The 15963-nt window shown below is 60.3% G+C and carries 12 protein-coding genes; 5 read left to right on the forward strand and 7 right to left on the reverse strand.

The genetic code is table 11. The features are described 5' to 3' along the window. The first annotated feature begins 51 nt into the window (after window positions 1-51). Window positions 52-774: a TetR/AcrR family transcriptional regulator gene (locus JFC09_RS02535; protein ID WP_198392387.1), complete on the forward strand. Its 723-nt coding sequence runs from the start codon at window positions 52-54 to the stop codon at window positions 772-774. A 97-nt stretch (window positions 775-871) separates the two neighbouring features. On the opposite strand, the gene JFC09_RS02540 is transcribed toward JFC09_RS02535, so the two are convergent. The 7 genes from JFC09_RS02540 to JFC09_RS02570 form a co-directional block, all read right to left on the reverse strand. Beyond that, a complete protein-coding gene (locus tag JFC09_RS02540) occupies window positions 872-1759 on the reverse strand; it encodes an ABC transporter permease (protein WP_198392388.1) in 888 nt (295 codons plus the stop codon). Next, a complete protein-coding gene (locus JFC09_RS02545) occupies window positions 1759-2703 on the reverse strand; it encodes an ABC transporter permease (protein WP_198392389.1) in 945 nt (314 codons plus the stop codon). Before JFC09_RS02545 ends, JFC09_RS02540 begins: the two co-directional genes overlap by 1 nt. Continuing rightward, window positions 2700-3566 carry an ATP-binding cassette domain-containing protein gene (locus JFC09_RS02550; protein WP_198392390.1) on the reverse strand — a complete coding sequence of 289 codons (867 nt, stop codon included), beginning with the start codon at window positions 3564-3566 and terminating at the stop codon, window positions 2700-2702. Before JFC09_RS02550 ends, JFC09_RS02545 begins: the two co-directional genes overlap by 4 nt. Next, window positions 3566-4579, reverse strand: a complete 1014-nt coding sequence (locus JFC09_RS02555; protein WP_332839645.1) for an ABC transporter ATP-binding protein — start codon at window positions 4577-4579, stop codon at window positions 3566-3568. The genes JFC09_RS02550 and JFC09_RS02555 overlap by 1 nt, the downstream gene beginning before the upstream one ends. A 37-nt stretch (window positions 4580-4616) precedes the next feature. Next, the gene (locus JFC09_RS02560; RefSeq protein ID WP_198392392.1) at window positions 4617-6020 is read right to left on the reverse strand and encodes an ABC transporter substrate-binding protein; all 1404 of its coding nucleotides are present in this window, start codon (window positions 6018-6020) and stop codon (window positions 4617-4619) included. Window positions 6021-6694: 674 nt separating this feature from the next. Beyond that, the gene (locus JFC09_RS02565) at window positions 6695-7756 is read right to left on the reverse strand and encodes a restriction endonuclease PLD domain-containing protein (protein ID WP_198392393.1); all 1062 of its coding nucleotides are present in this window, start codon (window positions 7754-7756) and stop codon (window positions 6695-6697) included. 73 nt (window positions 7757-7829) lie between these two features. Beyond that, a complete protein-coding gene (locus tag JFC09_RS02570; RefSeq protein WP_332839617.1) occupies window positions 7830-9026 on the reverse strand; it encodes a DNA cytosine methyltransferase in 1197 nt (398 codons plus the stop codon). 377 nt (window positions 9027-9403) lie between these two features. Here JFC09_RS02570 and JFC09_RS02575 point away from each other — a divergent pair, with 377 nt between their 5' ends. From JFC09_RS02575 to JFC09_RS02590, 4 genes are all read left to right on the forward strand, one after another. Beyond that, window positions 9404-12046, forward strand: a complete 2643-nt coding sequence (locus JFC09_RS02575; RefSeq protein ID WP_198392394.1) for a Z1 domain-containing protein — start codon at window positions 9404-9406, stop codon at window positions 12044-12046. A 206-nt stretch (window positions 12047-12252) separates the two neighbouring features. Further along, window positions 12253-13032, forward strand: a complete 780-nt coding sequence (locus JFC09_RS02580) for a PD-(D/E)XK motif protein (protein WP_198392395.1) — start codon at window positions 12253-12255, stop codon at window positions 13030-13032. Between the two features lie 10 nt (window positions 13033-13042). Beyond that, window positions 13043-14974, forward strand: coding sequence for a hypothetical protein (locus JFC09_RS02585; protein ID WP_198392396.1), 1932 nt, complete (start codon window positions 13043-13045; stop codon window positions 14972-14974). Further along, entirely contained in the window at window positions 14971-15843 is an 873-nt protein-coding gene (locus JFC09_RS02590) for a hypothetical protein (protein WP_198392397.1), read from the forward strand. The genes JFC09_RS02585 and JFC09_RS02590 overlap by 4 nt, the downstream gene beginning before the upstream one ends. Window positions 15844-15963 lie beyond the last annotated feature (120 nt).

The raw sequence follows: 15963 nt of genomic DNA on the forward strand, positions 1-15963 counted from the left end.
CGGTATGAGACCGCCCGTCTAGACAGGACGCGCGCGATCGAAGGAGGTCCCTTGAAGGCACAGCCGATTCGTGACGTGAATTGGACGGCGGCGCGGGATATCCGCAGGGAGCTCGAATCGGAGACGAAGGACGCCCTCATCGCAGCTGCACGATCGGTGTTCCTGTCCAAGGGCTTCGACGGGGCGACGATCGGGGAGATCGCTGCAGTCGCTGAAGTCTCGCGACCGACCTTCTACGTGTACTTCGCCACGAAGTCAGAGATGTTCCGCGTCGTTGCGTCGCGGTTGCGCGATGAACTGCTCGATGCGCACCATCACCCCCGATCCGTTGCAGATGATCCTGTCGTTCTTTCTCGCGCTTCCGTCGAGGCTTTCGTCGGTCTCTACGTTGAGAACATCGAGCTGTTGGACGAAGTAGCGAAGCAGTCGACGTCCGATCCGGTGGTCGCGACGCTGCTTGATGAGATGGTCGGCAAGCCGTTCCGGAGGACGCATCGGCACATCATCCGACTGCGTGAAGCGGGGGACGCGCACCCGATCGTCAACGAGCAGTACGTCGCACACCTCATGCGCGCGGTGAACATCGACGCTGCCGGCGAGGTCCGGAAGCACCCAGAGCTCAAGGAGTTCTACATCGACCAGGCGACCCGCGCCTACCTAGCGATGATCGGATACACGGGTGACATGTCGAAGTTGCGCATTTCACCGGATGAGAGCCGCATCGTTGAGGAAGATGCGCGCGAGGATGCTGGATCGGAACTGGTCGTCGACTGACCCTGCCCGATCGATACGTCATCCAGATGAATGGCTGTCACCGACGTGAATATGTGAGGGGCCGGAACACCACACGGTGTCCCGGCCCCTCACCCTTTCAGCGACGGCGCTTGGGATCGAGCCAGTCCTGCGCTTCGTCAGCCATGATGTTCGCCGCGAAGACCATGAGCGCGATGGCGATACCCGGGATGAGGATGGCCATCGGTGCCTGGCTCATGAACGAGTACGAACGGGAGAGCACTGCGCCCCACGAAGAACCGGGTGCCTGCACACCCAGCTGGAGGAAGCTCAGGCTCGCTTCCGCCAACATGGCGTGGCCGAAGATCACGGAGGTCTGGACGATGACCGGCTGGATCATGTTGGGCACGATGTGAGGAAGGATCAGCCCACTGAATCCCTTGGCACCGAAGGAGCGGGCGGCCTCGACGTAGGTCATCTCCTTGACGCTCAGCGTCTGTGCTCGTGCCAGTCGTGCGATGGCGGGAGCGAGCACGATGCCGACGGCGAGCATGGCGTTCACGAGGCCGATACCCATGGATGCGGTCACGCCGATGGCCAGAACGATCGCGGGGAAGGCGAGGAAGGTGTCCACGACCCGCATGAGAGCCGTGTCGACCCAGCCGCCGAAGTATCCGGCGGCGATCCCGACGGGCAGTCCCAGGACAAGGGCGACGAAGACCGCGAAGAGAGAGGCCGCGATGGTTGCCTGCCCGCCGGCGATCATGCGGGAAAAGATGTCGCGGCCCAGGTCGTCGGTGCCCAGCCAGTGCTGCCAGGAAGGGCTGGCGAACACGGACGTCAGGTCTTGAGCTGTGGGGTCGTAGGGGGTGAGCCAGCGTCCTGCGGCGAGGAGGACCAGCGCGGCGAGGAGGATGATGATGCTCGCCCAGCGGACGATCGGCAGCCTGCGTGCCTTCGGTCGTGTCGTGGTCAGCGCTGCCGCTGCGGCGGAGCTGGGCGGTAGCGTCGTAGCAGTTGCACTCATCACTTGATCCTGGGGTCGATGACGCGGTAGAGGACGTCCACCACGAGATTGGTGAAGATGACGAGCAGGGCCATGATGAGGACCACTCCCTGCACGATGAGGTACTCGCGCTGATTCGTCGCGGTGACGATGAGCGTGCCGAGCCCCGAGAGGCCGAACACTGTCTCGACGACGACCGCTCCGGAGAGAAGGCGGGAGATCTGCAGGCCCACGATTGTGAGGAAGGGCAGGCTCGAGTTCTTCAGGGAGTGGACCCAGAGGATCCGGCTCCAGGGAATGCCCTTCGCCTTGTGTGTGCGGACGTGGTCACTCGAGAGGTCTTCGACCATCGCACTGCGGACTTGCCGGCAGATCTCTGCACCGCCGACCATCCCCAGTGCGATGGCCGGCAGGACGGTCGCCCGAATGGACCCGACTGGATCGGCGAGGAAGAGCGGACCGCCTGGCCCGGGCAACCAGCCCAAGGAGATGCTGAAGACCAGGATGAGGACCATGCCCAGCCAGAAATTCGGCATAGCGAGTCCTAGCGTGGCCGCGGTGGTGAGGAACCGGTCGAGTCGGCCGCCGGACCTCGACGCGGACAGGATGCCGGTGGGGAGGCCGATGAGGACGGCGACGAGCAGCCCCATGGTCGTGAGGGTGATCGTGACCGGGAGGCGCTCGAGGATGAGCCCCAGAACGCTCTGGCCCGTCATGAACGACGTGCCGAGGTCCCCGGTGAAGAGGCCACCCAACCAGCCCAGGTACTGGAGTACCAAGGGCTTGTCGAGGCCCAGCTGCGACCGGATCTCCGCCAGACGTTCGGGTGTCGCATACTCACCGGCGATCGCGTTCGCAGGATCGCCCGGGATGAGCCGGATGAGCATGAACACGATGAGAGTGGCGAGGATGAGCGTGGGGATCATCGACAGGAGGCGTCCTGTCACAACGGAGCCGACTTTCATGAGTGGACCTCCGCCTCGGCAGCGCTGTCTTCTCTGGCCGTCTGCGCACCGTCGACGGTGAGCTGAGACGCGAGCAGCTTCTTGGTGTATTCGTGTTCAGGTGCGGACGTGATCTGCTCCATCGAGCCCTCTTCGACGGTTTCACCCAGATACATCACGTGCATGCGGTCGCTGATGTGGGCCACGACTGAAAGGTCGTGGCTGATGAAGACGAGCGCCAGATCGAGTGAGTCGCGCAGGTCGCTGAGCAGGTTGAGTATCTCTGCCTGCAGTGCGACGTCCAGTGCGGCGACCGATTCGTCGCACACGAGGATCTTCGGTTCGACGATGAGCGCTCGCGCAATGCACGCACGCTGCTTCTGACCTCCACTCAGCTGATGGGGAAATCGATTGGCCTGGTCCATGCGGAGCCCGACCAGTGAGAGCATTTCTTCCGCGCGGTTCTGGCGGTCGGCCTTGGTCCCGATGCCCAGGACTTTCAGGGGCTCGATGATGCTGGTGAGGATGCGTCGTCGGGGATCGAGAGCGCTGTGGGGATCCTGGAACACCATTTGTGCGGTGGTGCGGAATCTGCGCATCTGTGCGGCAGAGAGCTTGCTGATGTCGTGGCCCTCCCACTCGACGGACCCGGACGTGACGGGGACGAGTCCCAGGAGTGCCCGGGCCAGAGTCGACTTGCCGGACCCGGATTCGCCGATCAGTCCGATGGAGGAGCGGGGGGTGACATCGATACTCACGTCCGAAACGGCTGTGACGGTCTTGTTTCGCTTGATCTTGAAGTCGACCGACACGTTGCGTGCCCGGATGATCGGTTCTGCTCCGTTCGTCTTCACGTCGGCAGGGGCGGTAGGGGCAACAGACATCAGTGGCCTCCTGTCGTGTGAGCGCTCTGTATGTCCCTGCGAGGGCCGGTGGTCGCGGCGAGGGCGGGTGCGATCTCGTCGATCCGCGCGCATCGGGTGAGGGTTCCGGCGGGCCCCGTTTCGAGCGAAGGATGCGATTGGCGGCACTCATCAGCGACGAAGGCGCAGCGGTCTGCGAACCAGCATCCTTCCGGTTCTGTGCCGGGGATCGGCACACGTCCGGGAATGGTCGTGAGCTTCTGTCCGCGCGTTTCTGGCCGTGGCAGCGCACCCAGAAGTGCTGCGGTGTACGGGTGCTGCGGTGCAGACAGAACGCGGGAGACTTCTCCTGTCTCGACGATCTCTCCTGCATACATCGTTGCCATGCGGTCGCAGACGTGGCTGACGACGCCGAGGTCGTGGGTGATGAAGAGCACCGACGTGCCGGTTGCTTCGCACGCGTTCTTGATGAGGTCGAGGAGCTGCAGTTGGACTGTCGCGTCGACGGCGGTGGTGGGTTCGTCTGCGATGAGCAGTTCCGGACCGCAGAGGAGGGCGATGGCGATCACCACGCGCTGGCGCATGCCTCCGGATAGCTCGTGCGGATAGGAGTAGAAGCGAGCTTCCGGGTCGACGATGCCGACGGAATCGAGCATCTCGATCGACTTCCGCTTCGCCTCTTTCGCTGAGATCCGTGTGTGTGCACGCAGGGTCTCCGTCAACTGGCTTCCGACTGTGAAGACAGGGTCGAGAGCCGTCATCGGCTCCTGGAACACCATGGAGACGCGAGACCCGCGCAGTGCACGTGATGTTCCGGGACCATGACCCAGCAGTTCGTCCCCTTGAAGGCGGATGGAACCGTCGATGAGGGCGGACCGGGGGTCGAGGAGCCCCATGATCGACAGTGCGGTGACCGATTTTCCGCTGCCGCTCTCACCGACCAGCCCGACGATCTCTCCGGGCTCAATGGTCAGATCGATGTTCTTGACGATCGGAATCTTCGTATCGGGGTTCTTCGGATCGGAGAAGGACACACTCAAGTCAGAGACGCTGAGCACGCTCATATGCTTTTCACCCGGCTTCGATGACGTTGGTGAACTTCGGCTTGCCGAGCAGGTTCGGCTCATAGCCCTGGACATGGTTCGCGTACGCGACGATCGCGTCTTCGAAGACGAGAGGTACGAATGTGGAGAACTCACGGTCGAGTCGACCAGCTTCCTTGAGGCTCTCTGCGCGAGCGTCGTTGTCCGTGTACTCGTTGGATTCGTTGACTGCTTCCTCGAGGCCGGGCGGCGGCACGCTGCCTGCGTTGTAGTAGCCGCTTTCGGCGAGCAACTGGGCGTAGGTCTGGGCAGGGTCCGGGCGTCCCGTCCATGCTGAGAGCAGTGCAGGGTCGCGATGCTCGTCGAAGTACTCCGTCGTGGACTGCACGAGTTCTCGCGGCTTCATCGTTACGGACAGCCCAACTTCGTTGAAGGAGTAGCGGAGGATCTCCGCGATCCGCACGGTGTTCGCATCATTGGGGAGCAGGATGGAGATCTGCTCTCCTTCTGCACCCGCTTCACTGATGAGTTCACGCGCCCGTTCAGGGTCGTACGGGTACGCGGACTCTTCTTCGACCGACGCCCAATGGGTTGTCGGGAAGTACGTGGACGCCGGCTGCGCATACCCGAAGAAGCCGACGTTCGCGAGCTGTTCCCGGTCCACCGCGAGATTGAGGGCTTCGCGGATCCGCTCATCCGCCATCACGTCATCGGAGAGGTCCAGGTACACCATCCGTACGCGCATGCTGGGGTCGGATCGGACGGTGATCGCTTCGTTGAGAGCGAGTCCTTCCGCATCCGCCGGGCCCACCTGGTAGGAGAAGTCAACCTGGTTGGTGATGAGCGAGTCGACGCGGGTCTTGGGGTCGGTGAGCACCCGGAACGTGAGGTTCGGGGCGACTTCGACGTCGTCATTCCAATAGTCGGCGTTGGCCGTGTACTTCACCGCGCTGCCGCGGTTCCAGTCGACAAACTTCCACGGACCGGTGCCGACGGGAGTCGATGCGAGGGTGTCTGGGTCCTCAAGCGCCGCGGGGGAGACCATCATGCCGGAGCGGTCGGAGAGGATGAGGGGTAGTGCCGAATCCGGTTCTGACAGTCGGATTTCGACGGTGTAGTCGTCTGTCGCGACGACATCGCTGATGGAGCCCAGCTCGGATTGGAGGTTGGAACCTTCATCCCGTGACCGGTTGAGGTTGGCGACCACGGCGTCTGCGTCGAACTCTTCACCGTCGTGGAACGTGACGTCTTCGCGAAGCTTCAGTTCGAGTGTGAGGGAGTCGGTGTAGTCCCAACTCGTTGCCAAGCCCGGGATGGGTTCCGTCGTCTCCGGTTCGAAGTCGATGAGGGTGTCATAGACCGGGTAGAGGAACACGTGGTCTGTACCAGCGTTCCCGGTGGCGGGGTCGAAGGACGACAGATCGGACGGCATCGCGACGGTCAGCTCGTCGAGCTGTGATTGGGCGGATCCGAATGACCCGCAAGCGACGAGCAGCAGACAACTCAGTAGGGCTGTGCTCCGTGAGAGCCATGATCGCATGCATCCTCCTAGGCGTCTTTGCCGTGGCACGGTTCACATTAACGGCGGTTGACACCCCCGTCAACCGTAAATTGACGAGAGCGTCAACCGCCTTGGCTGTATCCGTGGATCAGCTGAGGCGGCTATGAGCGGATCGTTAGTGTTGTTGCCCTGGAGCCCGCATGTTGGGCGAAGGTGAGGAAGCTCCACTTGCTGGTGCTGCCGCGCGCGACTTTGCGGAACTGGAAGCGGTGACCGCGGGCGTGGGCAGGTGCATCACCGAGCGTTCGGGATTCGCAGTCCTGGCGAGATCTGCTTAGGTGACGGACTGTAGCCCGATCCCTCGCGCTTAAAGTGGCTTATCGTCTGAGTCGAATTACGCCCGTATCTTTGCGAATTAGCGATCGATGGTTGCGGCGTCCTGTTCACTGGGTAAGAAGGAGGCGGTGATTGAGTCCGCGCAATGCGGGTGTGTAAGGCGCCACAAATGAGTGCGCGGGCGGAGGCGTCGGGGAGCGTAGCCTCGGTTATTACATCTCCTAAGGTCCGCGATTCCGTTGAGCCTTGGTTAGTATCGGGAAGGCCCGTCAGGCAGAATCGTCGTTCGAGGCGAGAATTTTTCTCGCTTCTTCATCAGGGGAAGAGGAGAGCGGGTTGAAATCGAAGAAGTATTCCCCAGTTGAGTTCTTACTGGCTGTGACGTACGTGCGGCCGTATTCGACCAACGTCTTGAGGTCGATGCGGGAGCCCGGCGGCACCCCGAGGCGCCTACGCAAGTAGGTTCCCAACTCAGAATTGGAGGGAAGTGTCGAGAGGTCCTTCCCTGAGCGGTCAGTGCCGCTTGCGCCGCGCATGACCATGGAGGTCCCATCGTCCCAGACCACGGTGAACGGAGTGTTCTTCTGTGGGAAAAAGTCGCCGCGTCCGATATCAGCAGGAATCGCAACATACGCTTCGTCTTGAGAACTGCGCGAGTCACGTCTGCCCCAGTTGACCCCTGCTCCATCCCCGTAAGCCTGCATCCGCGTCCGGCTATACAGGTAGAAGTTCTCCGATGCAGTGAAGGAGGCGCCATCCGCTGCCTCATACTCGCGCGCGAAGTTCGAGTCTGCGATTTCAGGGAACGAGATATACTCGTCAACTTCAGAGTCGTTGCAGTTGACGGATGTGACAGCGCGAATGTCTGCATACTGGCTGGCTGATATCGGATCCACAGGATGCATGACGTTCTCCTGGGTGTGCCCGCCGATTCCTAGCCCGGGGTTCGTAAAGTTCGCAGAACCTGAGAACGCGTGGATGGGCGCTCCTGCGTGATCGCGCCACACGTACACCTTCGAATGGATTGGACGCTGTGCAGAGCGCGAGGGGTACCGGATGTCGAGCTGAGCGCCTAGCCGAGCGGCCCAGGTCCGGAAGCTGTCATGCTGCCCCTGCGAGACGCCACCCGCGGTGGCCATGCCCACAATGACTCGCACGGAGATGTTGGAAGGTCCATAGGGCGTCGTCCCCTGCGGCATTGAACTCGGCACTTGCCCTTGGTGCAGACACCAGAGCGCGGCACTGACTGAGAGGTACCCGGTGACGACATCCAGATGTGTTGCGCCTTGGGGCGGTGTGAGGATCACCGGTGCGAGGTCTTCGATTAGCACTGAGAGCTCCCTTCGCGTCGGGGCGGCGTCTGCATCGCTGCCGGGGTAGTGCTTTCAGGCTACTTGAGCGGCGTCACACTGTGGCGAAGGAAGGGTCGATCCACTCGTACTCTTCTTCGGCGAAGGACTTCAAAACGGCTTCGAGGATAACTTGTGCGCCGCGGACTGGGACAGCCATGCCGATCTGCTTCCGGACAGACTCTTTCGACCCGCAGAACTCGAATGAATCGGGGAATGTTTGCAGCCGTGCGCGTTCACGGTTTGTGAGTGCTCGTGGCTCGCTCCAGTGATAGACATGTGTACCGCCTCCGCCGGATCCTGTGACGGTGTAGCTGGGCCTTGCTGGGTCAAGTCGCCTGTAGATCTGGGAGATCCGTGTTCGCGTATTAATTTGCAACCGCTGAGGTAAGTCGGCGGTGAACGCATTTTGGCCCGGTTCGATGAGCTTGAGTCGCTCGACGACTCTTGCGGACTGTCGTGTGAGTTCCTGGTTGGAGGCTTCGGCGGGGATCCCTGCCAGTGCAGACCGCGCTGATACGTCCAACTCGGCGTATGGGGCAGGGGAGGGGACTCTGAATCGAGTGCTCAGGTCGTCCCGTATACCGATAATGATGATTCGGTGGCGTGCTTGGGGAACGCCGTACTTCTCGAACTTGTATAGATGAGGCGTAAGACGATATCCGACGGCGCGCATGTCTTTCAGGATCTGTTTGAAAGCTTCTCCCTCCTTGTTGGAGGAAAGGCCGCCAACATTCTCCGCGATGAAGAAAGCAGGCTGGAAGCGCTTGAGCGCCTTGATGCCATACATATACAGAGGGCCGTACTCCCCGTCAAACCCCTTCCGCTCACCGACTTGTGAGAAATCGTTGCAGGGAAAGCCGAAAGCGAGGGAATCGATGTCCCCGTGCGCCGCGAACTCGTCATAGTTTAGGGCCCGGATATCACCATGAATCACGCTTGGTGCATCGTCTCGACCGACGATGTTTCGAGCGTAAGTGTGACAGGTGTCGAGGTCGAAGTCGTTGGACCACTGGTGGACGAATCGATAGTCCGTATCTTTGATCCGTGCTTGAAGTGCGCCCATCCCAAGGCCTCCGGGGCCGCTGAAGAGCTCGCCGAGTCTGAAAACACGACGTTGTGTATCCGCGGCCGTCCGTTCGTCGGGTACGCCGCGAGCAGTGACAGCTTGCTCCGCGGCTACGAGGCTGGCCTCAAGTGCCAGTTGCTTCTCCCGGAGCTCATCTGACTGCGTATCGTCATGTGTAGTCACCTGTCGCGTGCTCCTTGCTTGTGTCGTCGGCGTACGCGCTGTCGCTCGTAGCGGCCGTGCGTCGCGATCGCGACCCTACACGAAGGGTCAGACACGAGCAGCTCGGATGACTGGGCCGTCACCCGCGGTCCAGAGTGGTTCACGACGGCTGTACGTTCTGCCAAGCTCTTCGTGCGATTGTCGAAGGGCGCGTTGGGGGCCACGTCAGTCGAAGCCGCGATATGGAGTGGACGATGCGGCCTCGGTCGATGGTGGCTAACCCGAAAGTTGGAACTTGTGATGGAATCGACCCTGTTGCGGGTCTGTCTTGGTTAGCATGGCAGGGACAGTCGAGCGGAAGAGGGATTGTGGGCGTTTATTCGGAATCAGTCCGGGCGATGATCGATAATGCTCGGCGGGCCAACAGGCTCTCGTTCGACGAGGCGGTTCTGCAGATCAGAGAGCAGTTGGTCGCGCTGCAGCCGGCCGCGATCGACGACCTCGATCTTCTCGTTTCTGAACATCAGGCTGAAGTCGCCCATGCGACGAAGCTTTCAGAGAAGTCGACGTCTTTCGTCAAGGATGACATCGCGCGGGGGTGGTATACCCCGCACACACGACCCGGCGGGATCTGGCAGAAGCTCCGCGATCGGATGTCGAGAGGCAGCTTGGCGGATGCCGTTGAGTCAATCGATGAATCGAGTAATGCGATCGTCGCGCACCTAGCTGAGCCGAACGTTTCGGATGATAAGCGCAAGGGCCTTGTGATTGGGAACGTCCAATCAGGGAAGACCGCTAACTATGCGGCGGTGATCGCCAAGGCGTTTGACGAGGGCTACAAGCTGGTGATTGTAATGTCCGGCGTACATTCCAACCTCCGGCGGCAGACTCAGCGTCGGCTAGAGAAGGATCTCCGGACGGTCGAAGACAGTGCGGAGTGGTTCCGCCTCACGTCTACAGACGGTGATATCGGTCGAGCAGATATCAAGAACGCCGCGAATATCGTCGACACGAACAGCCGGACGCTCGCCGTGGTCAAGAAGAATTCCCGCCGGCTGAGCAACCTGCGGGACTTCCTCCGCGCGGTCGATCCGGGCACGATGCGCGACACTCCGACGCTCATTATTGACGACGAGTCCGATCAGGCGACTCCTGATTCGTCGGCTGACGGTGCAGACACGCCGACTGCGATCAATAGGCGAATGCGAGAGATCTGGGACGAGGTAAGTAACGCCACATATGTTGGATATACAGCGACGCCGTTCGCGAACGTCTTCATGAATCCTGCGGAGTCAACCGATCTCTATCCCTCGAATTTCCTCTCGGTGATGCCAACTCCAGACAACTATTTCGGTGCGGAGCGCCTTTTCGGGCTCTCCGATGCGTCGACGGAGGCCCCCGACGTTCTCCGGTACATCGATGATGCTGAACTCGAGCACCTATTGCCGAAGACGGCAAAGGATGCCGCGGACTTCGATCCACAAGTGACGGAGTCGCTCGAATCGGCGATTCGCTGGTTCATTATCGCGGCCGCGGTACGGAGGTTGCGGGGGCATGCGGGCAAGCACTCGACGATGCTCATTCACACCACTCACAGGGTCGAACCGCACTTCCTCATGCGAGACGAGGTTAACCGATTCCTCAAGCCCCTTCAGGATGAAGCTCTCGACGGAGATACCGACTCGTTCTACGACGTCTTCCACGCTGAGATGAACCGCGCCGCTGAACTGTACACGGGAGATGGCCCAGCCCCGACGTGGCCCAGTGTGAAGGCAGAGATACTGAATGTGCTGCGCACGCTGAGAGTCGCGGTCGACAACGGGTCTGCGGACGAGTCGGAACGACTGGACTACGAGACCGAGACGGCCCAGACGGTTATTGTCATCGGCGGCGGGACACTGTCGCGGGGGCTGACGCTTGAGGGTCTGTTCGTGTCGTTCTTCACGCGTACCTCGAATACCTACGACACACTCCTTCAGATGGGACGTTGGTTTGGCTATCGTACTGGTTATGAGGATCTCCAACGTATCTGGGTCAGTCCCGGACTCGACAGCAATTATCGGTTCCTCGCGACGGTCGAGTCAGACCTCCGCATAGAGGTCGAGCGAATGGCGGCTGCAGGGCTCACGCCCGATCAGATAGGCCTCCGCATTCGACAACATCCCGGTCGTCTACAGATCACGTCTAAGAACAAGATGAAGCATGTCGATGAAGTGGAGGTCGACTTCGAAGGGCAGCAGTTCCAGACGACGAAGTTCGACGTTTCGGACCCGGACGCACTTCTCGATGCTGAAGCTTCTGTACGCGCGTTCCTTTCTGGTCTTCAACCCTACGGCTTTGGTGCACCCGAAAAGACGGGCGGTCTGCTCTTCGACCAAGTGCAAGCCTCGAAGGTCCTTGACTTCCTGGAAGGTTTCGAAGTGCACGAAGACCTTAAGGGTCTTCTAGCCGGAGCGATCCAGTGGACCCGAGAGAAGCTCCCGGAGAGGCCTTGGAACGTCGTGGTGGCGGGCAACAGATTGACTGATGATCCCTACACGGTTGGAGACGTGACCGTCAATGCAGTGAATCGCGCTCCATTAGCGACGAGTACCCACAAGGCGGACGATCCAACGATCAACATCCGTGCGCTTATGAGTGCGGGTGATCTCGTATCGGACCTCTCGATCCTAGACCGACTGCCTGATGTGGATCGCCAGGTTTTAACCAATGAGAAGCAGAAGAATCTTCGATCCCTCAAGGGGTGCGGGGACGGCGTTGGGTTGCTCGTGCTGTATCCGATCAGCCGGACATCCCGCTCGACTACTAAGACGAGGCGCCACATGTCAGAGATGCTCGAGTCAATCGACTCGCGTCTCGTTGCTCCAGGGGCGCCGCCGATTTTTGGGATCGGCCTCATGACGCCGTTCGATGTCGACGGTGTTATTCGGAACAAGGGCAGTTACGTAGCTGTGCGCCCTCCCTATACTGATGACGTGGAGGAGCCGATGACCGAGGCTATTGTCGACGACGAACGCGATTTCGATGGCGGTTCCGCATGAGCGTCAGGTCGACAATGGAGCGAGCGCACACGTTGGGTTCCGTATTGGGTGAGCGCGAGGCCCGCGTTGCGCCGGCTCCTGGGCTTCAAGATGGACGCCGTGCTTGGTTCGGCACCGACTTCCATAGCCGTCCCGTTGCATACTTTGAGATCGGTAAGCAGAAGCTCGCCCCTTTCGCGGTCAGTCAAGTTATCGATGTACTGCCAGTGGAGACAGTCGTCGGAGGCGTTCCAGAAGACGTCCGTGCCGCAAAGGTCACCTGCCGTGATTCGCGGTTGGACGACGTATTCATCGCGTTCATGGATGACGTGACGTCGCAACTGGACAAGCAGAATGCCGTCGAAGTTCTAGTGAGTTCTGCCGCAGCGTGGCGAAACCTGCTGCGAGTGGTGAGCCATGGCCTCAGTGATAGTGCTGCCGCGGGGTTGTACGGCGAGCTCCGTTTCCTGGAAGAGCTGATACATAGCGGCGGGCCGAAGCTGATCGAAACGTGGCAGATAGACGGTCACGATGTCCACGATTTCATTGCGGATCGCATCCGTGTGGAGGTTAAGACCTCCTCATTCCAGAACCGGCAGGCAGTGACCATCCATGGGCTGAAGCAGCTCGAAGTGCCTGCGACGGCGAGGCTCGTGCTCGCTGTGGCCGAGATCGAGAAGCACGGCGACGGCGAGACGATCGATGATGTCGTTGACCGCGTTCTCGAAGTCGGGGCCCCGATCGACGTTCTATCGCAGAAATTGGAAGCCGGCGGGTTCGTGCGAGGGATGAGTTCATTCGAGTCCGCTCCGACCTTCTCTCTGAAGTCGTGGCGGTATTGGGAGATGACCCCGGACTCGCCAGTGCTCTCGACGCAGAAGGTCGGCCCTGATGTGTCGACCGCAATCAGCGATGTGCAGTACTCGCTCAACTTATCGTCTCTCGCCGGGGGCGAGTCTGAATTCGACTGGAGTTTGTTCCAGCCCGAAGCAGACCACCGATCCTGAGGAGGACTCTTTGACACGGCTCAAGATCTATTCGAAGCCGCGAGGGGCCGGTGATCAGACCAGCGGCGGTCGCGGCAAGTTGTTGCGGTCTGCGTCGGATCTCACGCGTGTTCAGGTCCTCGTACGCGAGACGCTGCAGAATTCGTGGGACGCCAAGCTCGACGAGTGGGTTCCCGCTTACGGAGTCTATGTCCACAAGCCCTCGGCGGAGGCGAAGCGAACACTCTCCGAAGACGTCTTTACGGACGTACCTCCGTCCCTGGAAGTTCTCCGAAAAAGTCTCGAGCACCCAGAAACCCGTGTCATGGAGATCTATGATCGCGGCACAACGGGGCTTGACGGTCCTTTTCGTGCAGGTGAAGCCGCGGATCCGGGTGCCCCGAACAACTTCAATTCCTTCGTCTTTGATATAGGAACGACGAAGGCGGGTGGAAACTCTGGCGGGACGTTCGGCTTCGGCAAGACAGCTACATTCGAGGTCTCCCATGCTCATAGCGTTGTGTACTGGTCCGTCTGCAGGAATGATGAGGGGGAGCTCGAGAACCGACTGATCGCGGCCGCTCTGCATGATCCGTATGACGATGGTGGTGCCCGGTACACCGGCGCCCATTGGTGGGGTGATCCGGGTGAGGATGAGATCGTCCCGCTTCGAGGTGACGCGGCGCGTGAGCTCGGAGAACGGCTCTTCCGGACACCATTCAGTGAGGAAGACGAGGAGACGGGGACTTCAATTCTGGTCATCGATCCCGAGGTCCGGGTGCGGTTGGAAGAAGAATCCGCAAACGAGCGCGTGCAGGTGCATGATGAAGTGCTTGAGGATCTCCTCGTCGACGAGGTAGTGAAGTCACTTGCGGAGAACGCGTGGCCGAAGGCAATCAGTAAGGGCGGCGACTATCCACCCATGATCTTTCATGTCTACAGGAGGGGTGAAGAGGTCGAGGTCTCAGAGTTGATTCGCGTGGCATTTGAGCGCTACGCGAACTCCCTGACGACGGTGCGCAGCTATCTCGGGCAACTGGAGGGCGATGCACCTCCGCAGACGATCCAGGTGCTGAAGGAGAAGCTTGAGCCGATCGTACTCCGACCTGCTCGTTCATTCCCCGATTCGCATGAGACGTTCTTCGGCGAGCGAACCGACAACATCGCCGGTTATCTCCATCTCATGCTCACACTGGATAACCCCACCGATCGAACTGCGGAGGGTTCCAAAGGCTTGTCCGCGCCTAAGGATCGACTCTGTCTCATGCGTTCGGGGCCGGAGCTGGTTGTCTATTACGATCCGGTCGTCGATGTCGAGTTCTCGGGTCTGCAGTGGACCGGAGTCTTCAAGCCGACACCGGAATGCGACTTCCACTTCGCGTCCTCCGAGCCGCCGACCCACGACACATGGATGCCTAATACTTCAGATACAGAGACATCGGCGTACATGGTTCGCAAAACGTTGGACCAAATCAAGCGAAAGACTAGGTCGTTCCTCGAGATGCAGAGGGTCGGCCAGGCCGCGGAGAGCCGATCAGTTCGTGATGTTGCGAATGCGCTCAGGGGTTTCGTGCCGCTCGGAACAGAGGAGCCCGAAATGCAGGAGGAACCTGCAAGCCGGAAGCGCTCCGCGCGGAGAGCGAGAACGATCAGTGACCGGCCTCGCGTGGAAGTCATTGATTATCATGCCGCTCCGACAGGAGACGGCTTCATCATTCAGTTCCATGTTGAGGGGTCTGAAGAAGACGAGTACGTCGTCCGAGCGAGCCCGTCTGCGCAAACCGCGGATGGGTCAATGTTGCTCGAAGAGAGAGAATTTTCAGTAGCTTGGGAGGGTGGCGGATGTCTGAGTGAGCATCGCGACGAAGCTGTTTACCGAGGCGGCTCACGCGGCGAGCTGACGGTCCAGACTGCATCTACCGTCGCCCTCGATATGAAGATCGATATCGAGGAGCGCGCATGAGCAGCATCAAGCTCTATCCGTACCCTCGGATCGATCGGTCGGTGGAGTGGTCTGAGACCGCAATTGCAGTCGATGGTCGTGCAGTTGACCGCGCTGAACTTGCAGATCGCTGGGACCCGCATTCGACCATCTCTCTGTCAGTGACCGCCGGAGTGCCGCTTGACGAATTCGAGAGGTATCAGGTCGCACCAGTTCTCACACTCACTGCCGGTTGCTACAGCACGGCAGAAACGGTGTCTTCGCGAGCTCAGTTCGTACGCGGAGCGCAGCGAGCGAGCGCGTCTGCACAGATTTCAATTGACGGTAGTCGAATTGCTCAGGAACTCGACGTCAAAGCCTCGCTCACAGCTCCGTTTGGGGATGAGGCATGGCTTGGCCGGCGCATAATCGCGCAACGGCGACCGGAGAAGATCAACGTTGATTCCGAGCTGTCTGGCTTCCCGACCTCGGCGGTCTCCTTCTCGGAGAATAATTTTAGACAAGCGCCCTGGATGATCAGCATCAGCGCCGTCGACCTCACGGATCCATTCATGCACTCGGTCCGCCTAACCTTAAATCTCGACTACCCGAGAGTCGTCGAGCTAATTGATGGCCGAGCGGAGCGGCACGTGGAAACGATGCTCGACGCCGCAATCATCCGGACACTGTTGCAAACTGCCCGGAGGCTGGCTGACGATTCGGACCGCGACGATTCCGTCCATCGAGCGGTTGAAGAGTTCCCAGACTCAATCGGGGCGGCCGCGGATAAGACCAGCCGGCATTACCTGAAGCGGCCTCTTAACTCGATCATCACATTGATGCGCTCAAAGCCCGAGGAGGTCGAGATGCTGATACTCAGCGCAACGTTGGCGCTCCAGGAGAAGCGATGAGACCCTACAGACTTTACCCTCGACTCTCAGCCGAGCATGCTGTGTCACTGCGAGAGCGAGCCCTAGTAGGAGGCCTCGAGTTCGACTTGTCGTTGTTTGAAGACTCGCTCTCCGAGACTT

Source organism: Brevibacterium yomogidense (assembly GCF_016107685.1).
Lineage (GTDB): Bacteria > Actinomycetota > Actinomycetes > Actinomycetales > Brevibacteriaceae > Brevibacterium > Brevibacterium yomogidense.

Bases quoted from the DNA above. Each gene is read 5' to 3' on its own strand.
- JFC09_RS02550 (WP_198392390.1), bottom strand. From the start codon at position 3,566: ATGTCTGTTGCCCCTACCGCCCCTGCCGACGTGAAGACGAACGGAGCA.
- JFC09_RS02560 (WP_198392392.1), bottom strand. From the start codon at position 6,020: ATGCCGTCCGATCTGTCGTCCTTCGACCCCGCCACCGGGAACGCTGGT.
- JFC09_RS02545 (WP_198392389.1), bottom strand. From the start codon at position 2,703: ATGAAAGTCGGCTCCGTTGTGACAGGACGCCTCCTGTCGATGATCCCC.
- JFC09_RS02540 (WP_198392388.1), bottom strand. From the start codon at position 1,759: ATGAGTGCAACTGCTACGACGCTACCGCCCAGCTCCGCCGCAGCGGCA.
- JFC09_RS02575 (WP_198392394.1), top strand. From the start codon at position 9,404: ATGATCGATAATGCTCGGCGGGCCAACAGGCTCTCGTTCGACGAGGCG.
- JFC09_RS02590 (WP_198392397.1), top strand. From the start codon at position 14,971: ATGAGCAGCATCAAGCTCTATCCGTACCCTCGGATCGATCGGTCGGTG.